Annotated in this window: 20 protein-coding genes; 13 read left to right on the top strand and 7 right to left on the bottom strand. The window is 54.0% G+C overall.

Annotated elements, in window-relative coordinates; translation table 11 throughout:
• Nucleotides 1–219: 219 nt before the first annotated feature.
• The 7 genes from BMW97_RS19470 to coaD all read left to right on the top strand — a co-directional run bounded on the left by BMW97_RS19470 (nt 220) and on the right by coaD (nt 8,034).
• On the top strand, nt 220–1,590 hold the full coding sequence (locus tag BMW97_RS19470) for an O-antigen ligase family protein (RefSeq protein ID WP_045907910.1): 1,371 nt from the start codon (nt 220–222) through the stop codon (nt 1,588–1,590).
• A gap of 143 nt (nt 1,591–1,733) precedes the next feature.
• Entirely contained in the window at nt 1,734–2,717 is a 984-nt protein-coding gene (locus BMW97_RS19465) for a glycosyltransferase (RefSeq protein ID WP_045907911.1), read from the top strand.
• An 8-nt stretch (nt 2,718–2,725) separates the two neighbouring features.
• Nucleotides 2,726–3,697: a glycosyltransferase family protein gene (locus BMW97_RS19460; protein ID WP_045907912.1), complete on the top strand. Its 972-nt coding sequence runs from the start codon at nt 2,726–2,728 to the stop codon at nt 3,695–3,697.
• 18 nt (nt 3,698–3,715) lie between these two features.
• Complete coding sequence (locus tag BMW97_RS19455; protein ID WP_045907913.1) at nt 3,716–5,350, top strand: sulfatase-like hydrolase/transferase; 1,635 nt, start codon at nt 3,716–3,718, stop codon at nt 5,348–5,350.
• Nucleotides 5,351–5,506: 156 nt separating this feature from the next.
• A complete protein-coding gene (gene waaA, locus BMW97_RS19450) occupies nt 5,507–6,781 on the top strand; it encodes a lipid IV(A) 3-deoxy-D-manno-octulosonic acid transferase (RefSeq protein ID WP_024906625.1) in 1,275 nt (424 codons plus the stop codon).
• Nucleotides 6,781–7,551 (top strand): glycosyltransferase family 2 protein, encoded by a 771-nt coding sequence (locus BMW97_RS19445; RefSeq protein WP_045907914.1) that lies wholly within the window; start codon nt 6,781–6,783, stop codon nt 7,549–7,551. Before waaA ends, BMW97_RS19445 begins: the two co-directional genes overlap by 1 nt.
• 3 nt (nt 7,552–7,554) lie before the next feature.
• Nucleotides 7,555–8,034, top strand: a complete 480-nt coding sequence (gene coaD / locus BMW97_RS19440; RefSeq protein WP_008502695.1) for a pantetheine-phosphate adenylyltransferase — start codon at nt 7,555–7,557, stop codon at nt 8,032–8,034.
• Between the two features lie 2 nt (nt 8,035–8,036).
• Here coaD and mutM read toward each other — a convergent pair whose 3' ends face one another.
• The 4 genes from mutM to radC form a co-directional block, all read right to left on the bottom strand.
• Nucleotides 8,037–8,846, bottom strand: a complete 810-nt coding sequence (gene mutM / locus BMW97_RS19435; protein WP_032675725.1) for a bifunctional DNA-formamidopyrimidine glycosylase/DNA-(apurinic or apyrimidinic site) lyase — start codon at nt 8,844–8,846, stop codon at nt 8,037–8,039.
• A 72-nt stretch (nt 8,847–8,918) separates the two neighbouring features.
• Entirely contained in the window at nt 8,919–9,086 is a 168-nt protein-coding gene (gene rpmG, locus BMW97_RS19430; protein ID WP_003024094.1) for a 50S ribosomal protein L33, read from the bottom strand.
• A gap of 22 nt (nt 9,087–9,108) precedes the next feature.
• Entirely contained in the window at nt 9,109–9,345 is a 237-nt protein-coding gene (gene rpmB / locus BMW97_RS19425; protein ID WP_002436699.1) for a 50S ribosomal protein L28, read from the bottom strand.
• A gap of 218 nt (nt 9,346–9,563) precedes the next feature.
• Nucleotides 9,564–10,232, bottom strand: a complete 669-nt coding sequence (radC, locus tag BMW97_RS19420; protein ID WP_032675724.1) for a RadC family protein — start codon at nt 10,230–10,232, stop codon at nt 9,564–9,566.
• A gap of 171 nt (nt 10,233–10,403) precedes the next feature.
• Here radC and coaBC point away from each other — a divergent pair, with 171 nt between their 5' ends.
• From coaBC to slmA, 3 genes are all read left to right on the top strand, one after another.
• A complete protein-coding gene (gene coaBC, locus BMW97_RS19415; protein ID WP_090393101.1) occupies nt 10,404–11,615 on the top strand; it encodes a bifunctional phosphopantothenoylcysteine decarboxylase/phosphopantothenate--cysteine ligase CoaBC in 1,212 nt (403 codons plus the stop codon).
• Nucleotides 11,593–12,051, top strand: coding sequence for a dUTP diphosphatase (gene dut, locus BMW97_RS19410; protein WP_008502691.1), 459 nt, complete (start codon nt 11,593–11,595; stop codon nt 12,049–12,051). Before coaBC ends, dut begins: the two co-directional genes overlap by 23 nt.
• Nucleotides 12,052–12,171: 120 nt before the next feature.
• Nucleotides 12,172–12,768 carry a nucleoid occlusion factor SlmA gene (gene slmA, locus BMW97_RS19405; RefSeq protein ID WP_008502690.1) on the top strand — a complete coding sequence of 199 codons (597 nt, stop codon included), beginning with the start codon at nt 12,172–12,174 and terminating at the stop codon, nt 12,766–12,768.
• A gap of 82 nt (nt 12,769–12,850) precedes the next feature.
• Here slmA and pyrE read toward each other — a convergent pair whose 3' ends face one another.
• Together pyrE and rph are read right to left on the bottom strand one after the other, a co-directional pair.
• The gene (pyrE, locus tag BMW97_RS19400) at nt 12,851–13,492 is read right to left on the bottom strand and encodes an orotate phosphoribosyltransferase (RefSeq protein WP_045907916.1); all 642 of its coding nucleotides are present in this window, start codon (nt 13,490–13,492) and stop codon (nt 12,851–12,853) included.
• A gap of 66 nt (nt 13,493–13,558) precedes the next feature.
• Nucleotides 13,559–14,275: a ribonuclease PH gene (gene rph, locus BMW97_RS19395; RefSeq protein WP_006812424.1), complete on the bottom strand. Its 717-nt coding sequence runs from the start codon at nt 14,273–14,275 to the stop codon at nt 13,559–13,561.
• Nucleotides 14,276–14,400: 125 nt separating this feature from the next.
• Between rph and BMW97_RS19390 the strand changes: the two genes are divergently transcribed.
• From BMW97_RS19390 to BMW97_RS19380, 3 genes are all read left to right on the top strand, one after another.
• Nucleotides 14,401–15,264, top strand: coding sequence for a YicC/YloC family endoribonuclease (locus BMW97_RS19390; RefSeq protein WP_008502687.1), 864 nt, complete (start codon nt 14,401–14,403; stop codon nt 15,262–15,264).
• Nucleotides 15,265–15,469: 205 nt separating this feature from the next.
• A complete protein-coding gene (locus BMW97_RS19385) occupies nt 15,470–16,087 on the top strand; it encodes a trimeric intracellular cation channel family protein (protein WP_045907917.1) in 618 nt (205 codons plus the stop codon).
• A gap of 113 nt (nt 16,088–16,200) precedes the next feature.
• Nucleotides 16,201–17,853 carry a phosphoethanolamine transferase gene (locus BMW97_RS19380; RefSeq protein WP_045907918.1) on the top strand — a complete coding sequence of 551 codons (1,653 nt, stop codon included), beginning with the start codon at nt 16,201–16,203 and terminating at the stop codon, nt 17,851–17,853.
• Here BMW97_RS19380 and ligB read toward each other — a convergent pair.
• Nucleotides 17,850–19,520 (bottom strand): NAD-dependent DNA ligase LigB, encoded by a 1,671-nt coding sequence (ligB, locus tag BMW97_RS19375; protein WP_045907919.1) that lies wholly within the window; start codon nt 19,518–19,520, stop codon nt 17,850–17,852. The genes BMW97_RS19380 and ligB overlap by 4 nt on opposite strands.
• Nucleotides 19,521–19,628 lie beyond the last annotated feature (108 nt).

The raw sequence follows: 19,628 nt of genomic DNA, 5'->3' as shown, positions 1-19,628 counted from the left end.
CGTTTAGCTGAAACCGCTGCCCAGGCTGCCGATTATATACGTGGGTATTACGATAATGCACAGGCGGATTAATCTTGCTTACAAACATTGTCCTTCTGTAGTTATGGCTTATGTGGTAATTTTCTCAGGCTTTTATTCCACTCAAAATCAGTGGAATCTGCGTATGGCATTGTTAACTAACCGGTATTAACGCCGAGATCCTTTACCAGTACCAAAATTATGACAAATACTCGTAACATCCTGACAGGTCTTTTAGTACTGTCTGTACTGGCTTTATGTTTTATCTGGCCAATCCCAAACGATCAGCTACCTTTTCATCGTAATGGACTGATTTATCCTAATATTGTGGTGGCGCTCGGTCTTTTCTTTAGCTCCTCAGTGGCGAGAAAAGCGCTGGACTTAAACAAAATTAAGTTCGTGCTTATTGTGCTCTGGGCATTAACCTTCTTTATCCTGATTAACGGCTTTTTTGTCGCGCCAGATATTAAAGAAATGGTGTCGACCTGGGATGGTCAGTGGTTCCGTCCGGTATTGCTTTTCTGCGCGGGTCTGGTGTTATTACCGGTGATTCAGGAGCGCTTCCCCTCTTTATCGGCAGCCCGTTTCTTTACTCTCGTCGTCCTTTTTTTCTGGGGCGTCGTCTGTATCCACCTCCTTGATACCGTCTGGCTTTACTGGCGAGACGGCGTGATCCACTGGGGCGAAACGCGGATTGTTTATAACCGCACGCGCATGAGCTTCCAGGTCAATATGATCACCGGTTTCCTGATCGCTGAACTGCTTGCACGCGGCCTGCTTCATCAGCGTTTCTTACGCCTGCAGACACCGTTCCTCGCCTTTATGCTGCTGTGTAACCTTGTCTGCACGGCGTTAGTCGATACCCGCTGGGGAACGATCGGCCTGGTTGGTAGTCTGTTCTCCACCTTCATACTGCTTAGCCTGCACAGTATGCGTCGCAGCCGGGTAGTACTAACAGGCATTATTCTTGTGAGCATCATTATCGTTTCCGCGCTTCTGGGCTATGCTTCCTGGAAAACCGATCCGCGCTGGCAAAACCTGGAAGATGATGCAGTAACAGGCTGGAACGCGCCTTTCACCAGTTTTTGCTATAACAGAACCAACGGAACTGTACCGACTAACGATCTCGGTCGACCAATGGACCACTCCAACGGCTGTCGCGCGAGTTTCTTCCATCAGGGCTGGAAACTGGTGGGTGAACATCCTGCGGGAATGGGACCTCGCAAAGAGGCCTTCCGTTATGTGCTGCGTCGCGACACGCAGGACAATCGCATTGATATTCCGCACAGCCACTACGGCCTGATTGAGTTTGGTATCCAGAACGGGGTTGTGGGCATTGCAGGCTGGCTGATTCTGCTGGCAGGCTGCTGGTACATCGGCTGGCGCGAGTTCCGCCATGGCAATATGATGGCAGGCATGTTCTTGCTGCTGTTTACGGTTGGTTTCTTCTCCCGAACCATGGTTGACCACAATTTGAAAGATCACTACCTGGAGCAATATATGCTGTTAACCGGGTTACTTGTGGGAATGTGCGCGTTACGACCCGCTAAACGGACAGAAACAACCTCCTGATCGCGTATATTGCGCCGATGATAACAGGCATCGGCGCAACGTTACCCATCAGAACTCTTTTGCCTGCCGGCTGTCGAAAAGCCATTGCACATTGCTGTATCGCTCGTTAGCCGCATCTCACCGCGTTAAATTACGGAGTAAGCATGTCTGGAACGCCTCAATTAAGCCTCGTTGTCGCCGTCTATAATGGCGAGAATTTCCTGAGCGCTTTTTTTGACAGCATAAAGAAACAGAATCTGCCCAGCCTGGAACTTGTTATCGTTAATGACGGCTCAACTGACGGCTCCGCAGATATCATCGCCCGCTACGCCAGTGAATTCAGTCATTTTAACGTCATCGACCAGCCTAATGGGGGTGTCTCTGCGGCCCGTAATACCGGTCTGGCCGTGGCTACGGGCGAGTACGTCGCGTTCCCGGATATTGATGACGTTATCTATCCGGGTATGTATCCGCGCCTGCTGGAGATTGCACTCGCCGGGCAGTTGGACGTCGCGACCTGCAACGGTACCTATATTTATGATGACGGACGCCCGTCGAAGAAGATTTTCCCTTCAGATAAACTTGCGTCAACCGGCGTGCTGGACGGCCCGACCTGGCTGCAGATGGCGCTCGAATCGCGCAAGTTCCTGCACGTAACATGGCTGAATATCTATCGACACGCCTTTATCAAAGAGCAGGGCTTCAGCTTTGAACATGGTCTGCGCCATCAGGACATCCCCTGGACTACGGAAGTGCTGCTCACCGCCAGACGCGTGCAGTATATTGATGAGGTCTATTACGATTACCTGATCCATTCCGCTTCCGTTTCCCATACGCCAGGCACGGACGACACGCGCATGCGCTCTTCGCGCCATTACATGAAGATTCTGGAGATGCTGGACGCCATCAACAAACGCTATCCGGAACAGGTGAAACGCGTACCCGCCTGCCGCTGGCAAATCGCTAAAGAGGGTCTGGGGATCCTGCATAGCATTAACAACATTGACGATATGGCCAAAAAACGCGAGATCACCCGTGAGCTTTTCGATCGCGGTATCTGGACGCTGATTTGGCAAAATGCGCGCGGCTTCCGCCAACGGTGGCGTCTGGGACGTCGCTACTTCCGTCTTAAAAAACTCGTCAAATGAGTGGAATTATGAGCAAGCTTAAACTGCATGTTGTTTCCCGCCCAGAGTTTATCGCGACGAATTTTGCCGATTTTCAGGAACTGATTGATCACAAAATCAATCCGGATGATATTCCGCATCGTTTTTACTGTGGGGGAAGAGGCGTCTGGACATTTCAGACGATGCTCAGCCTTAACTATTACTATAACGGTCAGATTGAATGTTCATGGGGCACTGAATGCCGCCCGGATGCAATTAATCTGATGCACAACGATCACTATGGTTCCCGCGTAAAACCCTGGGTCGGCGTGACCGTTGTTGCTCGTGCCGATCGTCCGCCGGTTATCGGCGCGGATTACGTCGTCGAACAAAACCCTGAAGTTGCTAACATCCCAGGGCGTATCTTTATTCCTAACTGGCCACAACCGGGCGTAAAACCGCGTGAGCGCACCGACGAGACAATCAAAACCGTCGCATTCTTCGGCCGTGTAGACAGTTTCCCGGACCAATACCGCGAAGGGAACTTTAAGCAACGCCTTGCCGAACAAGGTATCGAGCTACGCATCTCGTTCGATAACTGGACAAACTACCAGGACGTGGACGTGTGCATCAGCTTCCGCAAATCACACGATCATAAACTGGCGCGTAAGCCTGCCAGCAAGCTCATTAACAACTGGCTGGGGAAAACGGTGATGGTCTGCGATGACGAGCCGTCTTATCGCGCGATCCGCGAAAGCGAGCTGGACTACCTCATCGCCAAAAACCCTGATGAAGCCTTCGATGCCATCATGCGTCTTAAAAATTCCCCTGAACTGTATCGTCAGATGCGCGAACAGGGTGAAAAACGCCTACAGGTCTATTCCCGCGAAGCGGTCGCCGCACGCTGGTACGCCCTGTTTGAGGATATCTGGCGTAAAGGATTGCACAATCGTCCTACGGTAGTTCGCGCACTGCGCTTTGGTTTTGGTAAAGCCATTCGCCCGCTGACTAAAAAGTTCTGATCGGAATAGAGCCCTTCCATGTTCAAAACAACGACACACTCTTCGTTCACCCCACGCAGCAATCTGTTGCGCACCCTGGGGTTGACGCTGGCATTCTTGCTGCTGTTCTCGCTCTCAGAAATCATCATTCTGCTGAAAGATCATGTCTACCAGCCGAAATCCGGTGATATCTCGCTGTATCTGATCATCTCCCTGCTTGCCGCGGCCAGTGCGCGTTTCTTCCTGACTCGCCTGCTGCTGGCCGTGACGTTTATCGTTCAGATATCGGAAGCGGTGTACTACCAGTTCTACGGTCAGTTCTATGGCCCGAGTGAAGTCTGGCTGGCGTTCGTGGAAACGAAAGACATTGCCAGTGGGATCACCGACAGCCTGGGTTCACTGGGCATTTACTTTGGCATTATGATTGTGGCGGTCGTGTTTGCGCTGGTCTTTGCGCGTCGTCTGGCGCCGCTTTGGCACAAATGGATTGCGCTTCCTTGCCTGCTTGCCATCGTCGTGATGTTTGTCGGCCAGTTCTACAAAGCGGTCGACGGGCAGATGTACAAGTTCAACCCGGACCTGCGGCACTCCCTGCTGCGTAACGGCCTGTCTGCGATGAGCTTCAGCGCCATACGCCTGATCCCGGAAGCGATGTCAGGAGAAAACCAGAATCTGACCCATTACGATCCCTACCAGGTCAAACCTGTGAAGGATACGCGTGCGGGCAAATATTCGATTATTCTGGCGATAGGTGAAAGCCTTAACCCGCACCACGTCAGCGCCCTGGGCTACGAACGCGATACCACGCCCGAGCTGAAAGCGCTGCTCCAGCAGTATCAAGGTACAGGCCGTCTGATTGTCTCCAACGCCGTATCCACCCGCGTGGCCATCCCGATGCTGGTGAATAATCTGCGCGAGCCGGATAACTACGGGGCCTATAAATCGAAATCCACCAATATCTTCGCCAACGCGAAGAAACAGGGTTATCAGACCGCCTTTATCTCCGCCCAGGGACTGGAAGGGCTGAGCAACTGGATTGGTATCCATGATATTGATCTGTGGGAAGATACCCAGATCCGCCCGGCACCGGATGTCGGCGCGGACGTTGTTCTGACGCCATCCGTTGAGAAAGCAACGCTGGACTGGAACAAACCGTTCCTGATGGTGCTCAACAGCCGTGCTCCACATATCCCGTATGAGCGTAATATCCCGCAGGGCTTCGCGAAGTTCTCTACGCCACGTCTGAGTGATGATGTGGCGCAGAAGAAAAATGAGTATGACGATGCAGTCCGCCTGTATGACAAAGAACTCGCGTCCGCGATTCGCACCGCGCTGGCAAAATCCAAACTGCCGGTGCTGGTGTTTATCACCTCCGATCACGGGGAACGCGTGGGCGATAACGGTCTGTTTGGCCACTCGGTTGTAGAAATGCCAATTGCTCAAGTACCGTTCCTCTACTTCAGCAACGATCCAGCTTACGCCATGAAGGAGATCAGCCCGCAGATGCCGCTCAACCATTATCAGGTGGCAACGCTCATCAACAAGATGCTGGGCTACGACGTCAGTAATCCAAATCAAAAAGATGACAGCTTCTTTATCACTGGCGGTGACATTCGCGGGCTTTCGGAGCGCGTAACCTACCATCTGAACGCCCTCCCCGAAGCGGAGCGCTAAACGGTGAGACAAGAAACGGGCAAGAAATTGCCCGTTTTTTTTCAGGCGAATGAGCGTAACGCAGCCAAATGGGTGTCTTAAAACACCAAAGAGATAGCTTTAGACGGCTCAAATGCTTAGAATTTGCCCGCCGAAACTAAAAAAACGGATAATCGCTTGGAATTGTTGTATACCGCTCTGCTCTACATCATTCAGCCACTGGTGTGGCTGAGACTGTTGCTTCGTAGCCGTAAAGCGCCTGCGTATCGTAAACGCTGGGCTGAACGCTATGGCTTCTGCCGCAATAAAGTCGCGCCGGACGGTATTTTGCTGCATTCCGTTTCTGTCGGTGAAACGCTGGCGGCAATCCCTCTGGTTCGCGCCCTGCGTCACCGCTACCCGTCACTGCCGATTACCGTCACGACGATGACGCCAACCGGCTCGGAGCGCGCGTTATCCGCTTTTGGCAAAGACGTCCATCACGTCTATCTCCCTTACGACCTGCCCTGCGCCATGAATCGTTTCCTGAATACCGTTCGCCCGAAGCTGGTGATTGTGATGGAAACCGAACTGTGGCCGAACATGATTTCCGCCCTGCATGCCCGTAAAATTCCGCTGGTGATTGCCAACGCGCGCCTGTCAGAGCGCTCGGCGAAAGGTTACGGCAAGCTGGGTAAATTTATGCGCCGCCTGCTGAGCAAAATCACGCTGATCGCCGCGCAGAATGAAGAAGATGCGGCACGCTTTGTCTCTCTGGGCCTCAAACGCAACCAGCTTGCAGTGACGGGCAGCCTGAAATTTGATATTTCGGTTACCCCGGAACTCGCCGCCCGCGCAATCACGCTGCGTCGCCAGTGGGCCCCGCGTCGTCAGGTCTGGATTGCGACCAGTACCCATGACGGTGAAGAAGAGATTATCCTGCAGGCGCACCGTAAGCTGCTGGAAAGCTTCCCTGATTTACTGCTGATCCTCGTGCCCCGCCATCCGGAACGTTTTAAAGATGCCCGTGAAATGGTGCAGAAAGGCGGTTTCAGCTTCACGCTGCGCAGCAGCGGGGAGATCCCGTCTGGCAGCACCCAGGTGGTGATTGGCGATACGATGGGCGAGCTGATGCTGCTGTACGGCATTGCTGACCTCGCGTTTGTCGGCGGCAGCCTGGTGGAGCGCGGCGGTCATAACCCGCTCGAGCCGGCCGCCCACGCGATTCCGGTGCTGATGGGGCCACATACGTTTAACTTCAAAGATATCTGCGCGAAATTACAGCAGGCCGATGGTTTAATTACCGTGACCGATGCGGATTCGGTAGTCAAAGAGGTATCGACCCTTCTGACTGATGAAGATTATCGCCTGTGGTACGGGCGTCATGCCGTTGAAGTGCTGCATCAGAACCAGGGCGCCCTGACCCGTCTGCTGCAACTTCTGCAACCTTACCTGCCCCAGCGGAGCCACTGATGTCAACGCGTCTGTCGGTCGTGATGATCGCCAAAAACGCCGCCGACCTGCTTCCGGACTGCCTGGCATCAGTTGCCTGGGCTGACGAGATAGTCATTCTTGACTCCGGAAGTACGGACAGCACGGTGGACGTTGCCCAGGCAGCGGGTGCAAAGGTGTTTACCGACGCTGACTGGCAAGGCTATGGCATCCAGCGCCAGCGCGCGCAGGGGTTTGCCACCGGTGATTATGTCCTGATGCTCGATACTGACGAACGTATTACGCCAGAACTTCAACAGGCCATTCAGGCGGTGCTTTCCTCGCCTCAGCCTGGTGCTGTATACAGCATTGCCCGTCGTAACTATTTCCTTGGCCGATTTATGCGCCACAGCGGCTGGTATCCAGACCGCGTGACGCGCCTTTACGAGCGCGAGCGCTATCAGTACAACGACAATCTGGTGCATGAATCCCTGAGCTGCGACAACGCCCAGGTCATCCCCCTGACGGGCGATTTGCTGCACCTGACCTGCCGTGATTTCGCGAGCTTCCAGCGTAAACAGCTCAACTATGCCACGGCTTGGGCGCAGGAGCGTCACCAGCGCGGCAAGAAGGCCTCACTGACCGGTATCTTCACCCACACGCTGGGCGCGTTCCTGAAAACGCTCCTGCTGCGTGGTGGCGTTCTGGACGGTAAGCAGGGCTGGTTACTCGCGGTAGTGAATGCCCAGTATACTTTCAACAAATACACCGAGCTGTGGGCGCTCTGCCGCGGCTACTCAGAGAAAACGTGAGCCATGAGCACAAAAGCGATTTATCCGGGTACCTTCGATCCGATCACCAACGGTCATCTTGATATCATCACCCGTGCGGCGTGCATGTTTGACAAGGTGATCCTGGCCATTGCCGCGAGCCCCAGCAAAAAGCCGATGTTTGACCTCCACGAGCGCGTGCAGCTTGCCACCGATGCCATTTCGCACCTGCCGAATGTTGAGGTGGTCGGGTTTAGTGACCTGATGGCTAACTTCGCCCGCGCCCAGCAGGCGAACATTCTGATCCGCGGCTTACGCGCGGTGGCAGACTTTGAGTATGAGATGCAGCTGGCGCACATGAACCGCCACCTGATGCCGGAGCTGGAGAGCGTATTCCTGATGCCTTCTAAAGAGTGGTCGTTTATCTCGTCCACGCTGGTAAAAGAGGTGGCGCGTCATCACGGGGACGTTACCCATTTCCTGCCGGTTAACGTCCACCAGGCGTTGATGGAAAAGCTAAAGTAGCCCTATTTCTGGCACTGACGGCAGTAGAACGTGGCGCGCTGGGCGTGCTTCGTGGCAATAATGGGCGTACCGCAGACTCTGCACGGTTCGCCTTTACGGCCATACACCTGCAGCTCCTGGGCAAAATAGCCCGGCTTGCCGTCACTTTGCAGGAAGTCTTTCAGCGTTGTTCCCCCCTGTTCAATCGAGCGCAGCAATACGGCTTTAATCACGCGGACCAGCAGCTCACACTCCTGCGCCGACAGCGAAGAGGCCAGCCGATCGGGATGGATCCCGGCGGCAAACAGCGATTCGCTGGCATAGATATTCCCCACGCCGACCACCAGCTTATTGTCCATCAGCCACGGCTTAATCGGGCTTTTCTTCTTCGCGCACTTCGCTTTCAGGTATTCCGCGTTAAACGCGTCTGAGAGCGGCTCCGGGCCCAGATGCGCGAGCACGTTATGCCCTTCCAGCTCTTTCGTCCACAGCCACGCGCCAAAGCGCCGTGGGTCGGTATAACGGAGCACTTTGCCGTTACTCATCACCAGATCGACGTGGTCGTGCTTTTCCGCCGGCAGTTCTTCGGTAAGAACGCGCAGGCTCCCGGACATCCCCAGGTGGATAATGATCCAGCCGTCAGGCAGTTCCAGCAGCAGGTATTTCGCGCGACGCTGCACGCTAAGGACGGGTTGATCGCTCAGGGCGTGGATCTCATCGGACACCGGCCAGCGCAGACGCCCGTTACGGACAACCGCGTGAAGAATCGTCGCGCCGACCAGATGGGGCTCAATGCCGCGACGGCTGGTTTCTACCTCAGGTAATTCAGGCATGGTTCCTCCGTTGAGATACAGAATGCAAAAAACCCCGCAGTTGCGGGGTTTTTCGATACAAGGAGACTAAAATTATTTGATTTTAGCTTCTTTGTACAGTACGTGCTGGCGTACAACTGGATCGAATTTTTTCAGTTCCAGTTTTTCCGGCTTAGTACGTTTGTTCTTCGTGGTGGTGTAGAAGTGACCTGTACCAGCAGAAGAAACCAGCTTGATTTTCTCGCGAATACCTTTAGCCATGATTTATTTCCTCTTTAAGTACTTAGTACTTTTCGCCACGGGCACGCAGTTCGGACAGAACTGTATCGATGCCTTTCTTATCGATTACACGCATACCTTTAGCAGATACGCGCAGGGTGACAAAACGCTTCTCGCTCTCAACCCAGAAACGGTGAGAGTGCAGGTTCGGCAGGAAACGGCGTTTAGTCGCGTTCAGTGCGTGGGAACGGTTGTTACCGGTCACCGGACGCTTGCCAGTAACTTGGCAGACTCGGGACATGTCTATTCTCCAAAAATCAAATTAGCTCGAGCTTCGTATGGGGTATCGGCGCCTCGTCAGGCTTTACAGCCCGGTCATCGCATAGTTCTAAGTGAACTCTCGATTGCCAGGCCCAAATGCCAAACCCGAGATTCTCAAAGGTGGCGTAGTATACGCTGACTCGGCGGTGTGCTCAAGTCCCGAACAGACAAAGATCCCGATGGATCGCGAGAAATAGCCTAAATCCAGCCATGTTCTGCAAAAGAAATGTACTCTCCGCGGCCAATTATCAGATGGTCCAGCACACGAATGTCCATGAATTGACAGCATTTGATAATGCGCTCGGTGATTTCTTTGTCCGCTCTGCTCGGTTCTGCACAGCCAGAGGGGTGATTATGCGCGAGGATCACGCCCGCTGCATTCACTTTTATCGCTTCCCGCACAATTTCACGCGGATGCACCTCAACGTGGCTTAACGTGCCGGCAAAGAGGCAGCTATGTTTCAGTACCCGGTTTCGGTTATCGACAAAGATCACCATAAAGATCTCGCGCTCGATATCGGTTAACTGGCTTTGCAGATATTCACGCGTCATCGCTGGCGTCAGGATCGGATCGTCCTTCTCCATGCGGACATTGTAAAAACGGCGGGCAAGTTCGGCAATGGCCCTCAACTGGGCATATTTCGCCACGCCGATCCCCTCAACATGCTTAAACTGCGCCAGCTCGGCGGTCAGTAAACCGTACAGCGAACCGAAACGTGCTATCAGCTCTTTTGCCAGCGTAAATACCGTTTTGCCGGGCGTTCCGGTACGTAAAAAGAGCGCCAGCAGTTCATCATCTTTTAACAGGGTGACGTCGTAGCGCAGCAGTTTTTCACGCGGCAGCAGCTGCTCATCCTCTTCTTCCATGCTCTTTCTCCCTTTTTAACCGCATGCTGCCACAGGCCCATCCGGCGCTCGACGGCCACGTTGCGTTCTTGCGTAGCGCCTCGCAAAGTGGTCGAAGGACAAAATCACCCCGTTTTGGGGATTGTGATAAAATGCCCGCTCTCTGGTGAAACCCAACAGGAAAGAATCATGATGAGCCTGGCCGGTAAAAAAATCGTTCTTGGCGTGAGCGGCGGTATTGCTGCCTACAAAGCGCCGGAGCTGGTGCGTCGTCTGCGCGAGCGCGGGGCAGATGTGCGGGTCGCGATAACCGAAGGCGGTAAAGCCTTTATCACTCCTCTGAGCCTGCAGGCCGTTTCAGGATACCCGGTATCTGACAGCCTGCTCGATCCGGCTGCCGAAGCCGCGATGGGCCATATTGAGCTTGGGAAATGGGCAGACCTGGTTATCCTCGCCCCCGCCACCGCGGATTTAATCGCTCGGGTGGCGGCCGGTATGGCAAACGATCTGGTTTCCACCATTTGTCTGGCTACGCCTGCCCCTGTTGCCGTCGTTCCGGCCATGAACCAGCAGATGTACCGTAATGCCGCCACTCAGCACAATCTTGAGACGCTGGCCTCACGCGGCCTGCTTATCTGGGGTCCGGACAACGGCAGCCAGGCCTGCGGCGATGTTGGCCCGGGCCGCATGCTCGATCCGCTAACGATTGTTGATATGGCCGCAGCCCACTTCTCGCCTGTCAACGATCTGCAACATCTCAACATCATGATTACCGCGGGTCCCACGCGCGAGCCGCTGGATCCGGTGCGCTACATCACCAACCATAGCTCCGGCAAAATGGGCTTTGCGATTGCCGCCGCCGCTGCGAAGCGTGGCGCGAACGTCACGCTGGTGAGCGGCCCGGTCTCTCTGCCTACCCCTGCGTTTGTGAAGCGAATTGACGTTACCACCGCGCTGGAGATGGAAGCCGCCGTGCAGGCACATGCTCAAAACCAGCAGATTTTTATCGGCTGTGCGGCCGTTGCAGACTATCGCGCCGAGACGATCGCCGAGGCTAAAATTAAAAAGCAAGGCGATGAATTAACACTAAAAATGGTGAAAAATCCGGACATTGTTGCCGGTGTCGCCGCACTAAAAAGCCACCGTCCATACGTTGTTGGGTTTGCCGCAGAAACGAATAATGTGGAAGAATATGCCCGGCAAAAACGTACCCGCAAAAACCTCGATTTAATTTGCGCGAACGACGTATCGCTGGCCACACAAGGATTTAACAGCGACAGCAACGCACTGCACCTTTTCTGGCAGGATGGAGATAAAGTCTTACCGCTTGAGCGCAAGGAACTCCTGGGCCAACATTTACTCGACGAGATCGTTACCCGTTATGATGAAAAAAATCGACGTTAAGATTCTGGACCCGCGTGTTGGCGAGCAATTTCCGCTGCCAACCTATGCCACCTCCGGCTCGGCCGGTCTTGACCTGCGCGCCTGTCTCGATGACGCCGTAGAACTGGCTCCGGGTGCCACGACCCTGGTTCCGACTGGCCTGGCGATTCACATCGCTGACCCGTCGCTGGCGGCGGTGATCTTGCCGCGTTCTGGCCTGGGCCATAAGCACGGCGTTGTGCTGGGTAACCTGGTGGGCCTGATCGACTCCGACTACCAGGGTCAGCTGATGGTCTCCGTCTGGAACCGTGGTCAGGACAGCTTCACCATTGAACCGGGCGAGCGTATCGCACAGATGGTCTTTGTACCGGTGGTACAGGCAGAATTTAACCTGGTGGCAGACTTTGATGCCACCGACCGTGGCGAAGGCGGCTTCGGCCATTCCGGGCGCAAATAACTGCCCGACAGACACGTATCCCACAGCGTCATAATGCAATAACAAACCGCAAACGTCCGTTTGCGGTCGCTGTGTGGATGCCAGCCTGGCAAGTGCTTATTTTCAGGGGTATTTTGTAACATGGCAGAAAAACAAACCGCGAAAAGGAATCGTCGCGAAGAAATACTTCAATCTCTGGCTCTGATGCTTGAATCCAGCGATGGCAGTCAACGCATCACCACCGCTAAACTGGCCGCCTCCGTAGGCGTGTCTGAGGCGGCGCTGTACCGTCATTTTCCGAGCAAGACCCGGATGTTCGACAGCCTGATCGAGTTTATTGAAGACAGCCTGATCACACGCATCAACCTGATTCTGAAAGACGAAAAAGACACCACCGCGCGTCTGCGTCTGATTGTGCTGTTAATCCTGGGCTTTGGTGAACGCAATCCGGGCTTAACCCGTATCCTGACCGGCCACGCGCTGATGTTTGAACAAGACAGACTGCAGGGCCGCATTAACCAACTTTTCGAACGCATTGAAGCGCAGCTGCGCCAGGTGCTGCGCGAGAAGAAAATGCGTGAAGGTGAAGGATACAGCATTGATGAAACGCTGCTGGCGAGCCAGATTCTGGCGTTTTGTGAAGGGATGCTCTCCCGCTTTGTGCGTAGCGAGTTCAAATACCGCCCAACGGACGATTTTGACGCCCGCTGGCCGTTAGTCGCAGCACAATTACAGTAACGCCATCGCCGGATGGCGGCTTCGCCTTATCCGGCCTGCGAACGGGTAGGCCCGGTAAGCGTAGCGCCACCGGGCAATGCAATTAAACCCCAAACGCTTCGCGATACGCTTTTACCGCTGCCAGATGGTCCGCCATCTCAGGCTTCTCTTCCAGATACACAATCAGCTCTTTCAGGGTGATAATCGACGTCACTTTGCAGTTGTAGTCGCGCTCCACTTCCTGAATGGCGGAGATTTCTCCACGACCACGCTCCTGACGATCCAGCGAAATCAACACGCCAGCCAGCGTTGCACCGTTGGCCTGGATAATCTCCATTGATTCGCGGATCGCCGTGCCTGCGGTGATCACGTCGTCCACCAGCATGACGCGGCCCTGCAGCGCGCTGCCGACCAGATTCCCGCCTTCACCGTGGGTTTTAGCCTCTTTGCGGTTAAAGCAGTACGGCACGTCGCGGTCATGGTGTTCCGCCAGCGCCACCGCGGTGGTAGTCGCAATCGGAATGCCTTTATAGGCCGGGCCAAACAGCAGGTCAAAATCAATCCCGGAATCTACCAGCGCTTCGGCATAGAAACGGCCTAACAATGCCAGATCGCGCCCGGTATTAAACAGCCCGGCGTTGAAGAAATAGGGACTCTTACGCCCGGATTTCAGCGTAAATTCGCCAAACTTAAGTACCTGCTTGTTAAGCGCAAACTCAATAAACTGGCGCTGATACGATTTCATGGATTTGCTCCTTTGGTTTTCTGTCTTACAGGCAAAAAAAAGGCGACTCATTGGTCGCCTTTAAAATCAATTTTCTAACGCCGCTTTCTGCGTCGTGACAATGGATTCGATTCCCCCTCGGGCCAACGCCAGCAGGGAGAGAAGTTCTTCGTGAGTGAACGGCTCGCCTTCTGCCGTGCCCTGCACCTCAATGATGCGACCATCTTCGGTCATCACCACGTTCATGTCTGTCTCTGCCGCGGAATCTTCAACGTATTCCAGATCGCAAAGCGCTTCACCGTTAACGATGCCTACGGAGACCGCCGCAACCATGCCTTTCATTGGGTTGGTTTTCAGCTTACCGGCTGCAACCAGCTTGTTCAGGGCATCCGCCAGCGCGACACAGGCGCCGGTAATAGAGGCCGTACGCGTACCACCATCGGCCTGAATCACGTCGCAGTCCAGAGTAATCGTGAATTCGCCGAGGGTTTTCAGGTCAACGGCGGCGCGCAGCGCACGCGCGATCAGACGCTGAATTTCCATAGTACGACCGCCCTGCTTACCCTTCGCCGCTTCACGGGCATTACGGGTATGGGTCGCACGCGGCAGCATGCCGTACTCGGCGGTGATCCAGCCCTGGCCCTGACCTTTCAGGAAGCGCGGAACGCCTTCTTCGATGGAGGCGGTGCACAGCACTTTAGTGTCACCAAACTCAACCAGCACGGAGCCTTCAGCGTGTTTTGTATAGTTACGGGTCAGGGTGACGGGACGCACCTGATTGGCGCTACGACCTGATGGACGCATGATGGATTCTCCGGCTTGAAACGAATGTGGCTGCGCATTATACGGATAAAGGACGCTTATTCCTATCCTGAGAAGCCCCCGAAAGCTATAATCCCCCCATCTCTCCTTTAAAAACGGGAATGTCTATGATCCGCAGTATGACCGCCTACGCCCGGCGTGAAATCAAGGGTAGCTGGGGTAGCGCCACATGGGAAATGCGCTCGGTAAACCAGCGTTACCTGGAAACGTATTTCCGTATGCCGGAGCAGTTCCGCAGCCTTGAGCCTGTTGTACGCGAGCGTATCCGTACGCGCCTGACGCGCGGTAAAGTGGAATGCAACCTGCGCTTTGAGCCTGATGCCAGCGCACAGGGCGAGCTGATCCTTAACGAAAAACTGGCGAAACAGCTCGTCAATGCGGCGAACTGGGTCAAAATGCAGAGCGATGAAGGCGAAATCAACCCGGTTGATATTCTGCGCTGGCCTGGCGTCATGGCCGCCGGTGAGCAGGATCTGGACGCCATTGCCGCTGAAATTCTGGCCGCTCTCGACGGCACGCTGGATGACTTTATCGTTGCCCGCGAAACCGAAGGTCAGGCGCTGAAAGCGATGATTGAGCAGCGCCTTGAAGGCGTCAGCGCTGAAGTGGCTAAGGTTCGCACCCATATGCCGGAAGTGCTGCAGTGGCAGCGCGAGCGCCTTGTCGCCAAACTGGAAGAAGCAGAAGTTCAGCTGGAAAACACCCGTCTGGAACAAGAGCTGGTGCTGATGGCGCAACGTATCGATGTCGCTGAAGAGCTGGACCGTCTGGAAGCGCACGTTAAAGAGACCTACAACATTCTGAAGAAGAAGGAAGCGGTGGGCCGCCGTCTGGACTTTATGATGCAGGAGTTCAACCGTGAGTCGAACACCCTGGCGTCTAAGTCTATCAATGCAGAAGTCACCAACTCCGCGATTGAGTTGAAAGTGCTGATTGAGCAAATGCGCGAGCAGATCCAGAATATTGAGTAATGCCTTTCCGGGTGGTGTCGACGGTGCCACCCATTATTATTTCTAATCCATCCCAACACCTGATTTTGCGTTTTACCGCCGCTCATCAAGCTCATTCAACTTAACTTGATAAAAATATATAGGGCAAACCCTGTCGCCTTAGAAAAACTCAATCGTGATCTTGCGCACAAATCGCTAACCTCCCCGCATTCACACCGGAGGGTATATGCTGCTTCACATTCTTTATCTCATTGGCATCACCGCAGAAGCCATGACCGGCGCACTTGCCGCCGGACGTCGCCGTATGGACACCTTCGGCGTGATCATTATTGCTACAGCGACCGCGCTGGGCGGCGGTTCGGTACGAGATATCCTGCTGGGACATTATCCGCTCGGCTGGGTAAAAAACCCTGAATACATTGTTATTGTCGCGATTGCCGCCGTGTTGACCACCATCGTGGCGCCCGTTATGCCCCACCTTCGTCGTCTTTTTTTAGTCCTTGACGCTTTAGGTCTGGTGGTTTTCTCCATTATCGGGGCGCAAATCGCGCTGGATATGGGCGAAAGCCCGGTCATAGCCACTATCGCCGCGGTCGTAACAGGTGTATTTGGCGGCGTACTGCGCGATATGTTCTGTAAGCGCATTCCACTGGTTTTCCAGAAAGAGCTTTACGCTGGAATATCCTTTGCCTCTGCCGTTCTGTATATTGCTTTACAACATTATGTTTCGAGCCATGATGTTGTGGTCATTGCCACGTTATTATTTGGTTTTACGGCTCGCTTGCTGGCGCTGCGCTTAAAACTGGGATTGCCCGTTTTTCATTACACGCAGGACACCCATTGAATTCTCAACAAAACCACAACAAAGTAGTAAAAAGCACCTTTTGTTATCCCATATAACCGGGCCAAACGCGATAAAATGTCGCCACTTTGTCCCCATAAACTTGCGTTAAAACAATGTCCTTTGCCAAAACGTCAGCACTGATTATTAATAAAAAACTCAGCAGCCATTTTTTAATTTTGCTGCTCGTTTCCGTGCTGATTCAGTTATGGCCAGTATTTTTAACACAACCTGCGCGATTCGCAGTGCGCATTGCGATTTGTAATGCGCTCTTACTGGTCTGCGCCGCAGCGATCTATCGCACGCTTCCCGGTAAGATCGTCGCATTTGTTTTAACCGCCCTGCTTACGTTAAATTTTGCGGTTGCTTACAGCACATGGAGTGTCTACCAGAGCGAATTTAACACCGTATTTGCGATGAGTATTCTCGGCACTCACGTAGCCGAAGCGAAAAGCATGTCAGGTTTATACCTGCACTGTTTACCAGCCGCGGTTGCTTACTTTGTTGTCACCTGGTACGCAATCAAATCGACGAGCGAGCATGTTTCTTCCCGTGTAAGAACTGTCGGCTTCGTTCTGCTTGCCGTTTATTTGGGCTGGTATTCAACGGCGAACTGGCTAAAAAAACGCCACGATCTTGAAGTTTATTATCCGCTCAGCTCGCGGATTTTAACCAATACGCCTTTTTACACCGGTGCAGAGTTCATTATTGCCCATCGCGATAACGCGCTGGCCGAGAAAATTAGCCAGCACAGCGTCAATTATCCTGCATTGCAATATCATGATACGGGCATCGAAAACTATGTTGTTATCGTGGGTGAATCCGCACGTCGCAGCAATATGAAGCTCTACGGTTTTCACCAGGATACCACGCCTGTGGAATCCAGGCTGGCGAAGGACGCCCTCATCTTTAGCAATGCTATTGCCCCCGCGTCAGCCACCGTGCTTTCCGTGCCGATGATTTTAAGCAAAGCTGATCCAGACCACTTCACCACCGATAAGCTTGCTGACAATATCGTTAGCGTCGCTAAAAAAACGGGCTATCACACCGAGTGGATTAGCGCCCAGGGTAACACAGGCAAGAGCAATAACTACATTGTGGCCATTGCCTCTATCAGCCATAAAGCCCAGTGGATTGATACCCGTTATGACACCGAGCTTTTACCGGCACTGGATGAGGCGCTTAAAGCCCCCGGCAAGAAGTTAATTTTCCTGCATATCAACGGCAGCCATGAGATGGCCTGCGATCGGTATCCGGCATCAGCGAATATTCTGCATACCGGCAACAAATATGAAGATTGCTACAATAACGCGATTCTGTTTACCGACTACTTCATTGGCGAAGTGGCTAAACGTCTGCAGGGCAGCGCATCCTCTCTGCTCTATTTTTCAGACCATGGGCTGGAAAAAAACCCGCAATTGAATTCCATCTATATGCATGGCTCACGCAACCCAAGCAAAGAGGCTTACCAGGTCCCCCAGTTTATCTGGTATAGCCAGCAAGCCCTGAATGCCCAAAAAAGAGCGGTAGGGTGGGTACATGAAGCGTGGCCCACAGCAAGCAATTATGAGTTGATGTTAACGTGGCTTGGAATCACAACGGGTGTTGATCAATGCAGCTCGGTGCTTGCACCGTGCTATCAGGCTCCTACACTGATCCCGGTAATTGATGGCGGCCGCCACATCTATGACTACGATCAGCTTCGCGAAACCTTCAGTTCACCAGACAGACATACCCCCTGGCGCAAAGCTAAAGCAAGCTCGCTCTAAAATCCGGGTAGACCCTGCTTGCCTAGCCAGGAAGCCAGGCCGGCAACGCCAGGGTCATGGATGAATGCAACAATTTGTCGCGCCTTCTTCTCTCCCGTTCCCGGCAGGCTCTGCCAGTCCTTTGCGCTACGTCCGCTCAACGTTTGCCACGTTACGTCCCCCATCGCCTTCAGCGAAGCCTGCGTCAGCGGAACACCCAGTGCCATGAGCCAGCGGATAAAAGGCTTCTCGCGCACCAGATTAAATCGATGCCAGAGCGCCAGCCCGCGCGCGGAGGAAAATCCAGGCGTAGCCTGCATTTGCGCCTGCGTTAATAACAGCCACGAAAAGAGATGTTCAAAATGATGCGCCTGCCAGAGGGTCCGCCAGCCTGACTCGCCTAATCCTTCAATATCAAATACCTGCTTTGAGCTGAGCCACGCCAGTCGGGCAAAGAACTGCTCCATACACTCCGGCGAAGCATAGAAACAGCTAAGCGCATGATAACGCGAGGCGGGAGGCTCAGGTTTATGTCTGTCTGTCCCGCGCCAGACCACCTTATCAAACCGGGGAATACCCTGCCCGGCCAGGCTGACCTGGATCTGATCCCCCGGGGCAATATCCAGCCGCTGCCAGCGCTCAACTGAGCCCAGACTCACCCGCTGCACCTGTTTATCATCCAGTTGCACGGGTTCCAGCGCGGCTACAACGGACATTTTGCCCGTTCGCCCCACGGAAAAATGAATATCACTCACCTCGGTCACCTGGGCTGCTGGCATATATTTCCACGCAACCACCCAGTTGCCTTCGCCCGGCAACCAGCCTTCCCCCGCAGGCGCATCCTCCGACCGCACCACAATGCCATCCGTGGCAAAGGGTAATGCAGCTACGTGCCAGGCCACGCGTTGTTTCTCGACGGCGTCAACAGATTCGGCGGGTAGCGTATACCGTGCCGACAGCGTAAAACCGGCCTGAGACAGTTCAGCTAAAGATGTCTGCATATTTTTCGGCCCATCCGGCCAGGCCCAGATGAATACGCCGAGCTTATTCAATAGCGCGTTATCCTTTTGGCGCATCATCGCACCCGCCACCTTTGCGCGAGCGTTCATCCCACCCATCTGCCGCTGAATGTGACTGTCGCTTAGCCAAAAAAGCTCGCCCTGTAAAACGCTGTTCGCCAGCTTGCCGGTGAGCTTTTGCGGAACAGACGGGATTAAACGTACCTTCCCGGTCCAGTCCTCCCCTTTCAGGCCATCACCGCGACTGATGGCCTGGATTAACTTTCCGTCACGGTAGACCAGCGTTACCGCCACACCGTCAACTTTGGGCTGCATCCACAGATGTTGCCGCGCACGCATCCATTGTTTCAGCTCCTCTTTGCTGGCCACCTTATGTACGCCCGTATGGGCAACAGGATGTTTGACGCTCCCGGTCAGCGGAGGAAGTTTCTCTCCTGAGAGTTCAGTGCCAAAACAGCGCTGCCACTGCGTTAACCGCCCGTTAAGCTGATCGTACACCTCGTCGTTAACTTCGCTCACGCCTTGCTTCCAGTAAGCGTCATCCCAGCGTTTGATTTGCGCGCTTAATGACGCCATCTCTTTCTCTGCTTTTGCCTGCGACCAGACCGGGCATACCGCCGCGCCATAGCCACACCACAACAGCATTAACCCGCTTATCCATCGCCACATCGCTACCCCTCCTTTGCGTTGCAGGAGGTATACATCGATGTCTGAAACAACGCTAACGGCAACGGTTCACACTGCGAGACGCTATCCGGTATTTCCTGGGGGTTGCTG

The organism is Enterobacter sp. NFIX58 (genome assembly GCF_900110475.1).
Taxonomy (GTDB): Bacteria; Pseudomonadota; Gammaproteobacteria; order Enterobacterales; family Enterobacteriaceae; genus Enterobacter; species Enterobacter quasiroggenkampii.
The sequence above is the reverse complement of the archived record's forward strand: the minus strand, read 5'-3'. Positions and strand labels throughout refer to the sequence as shown.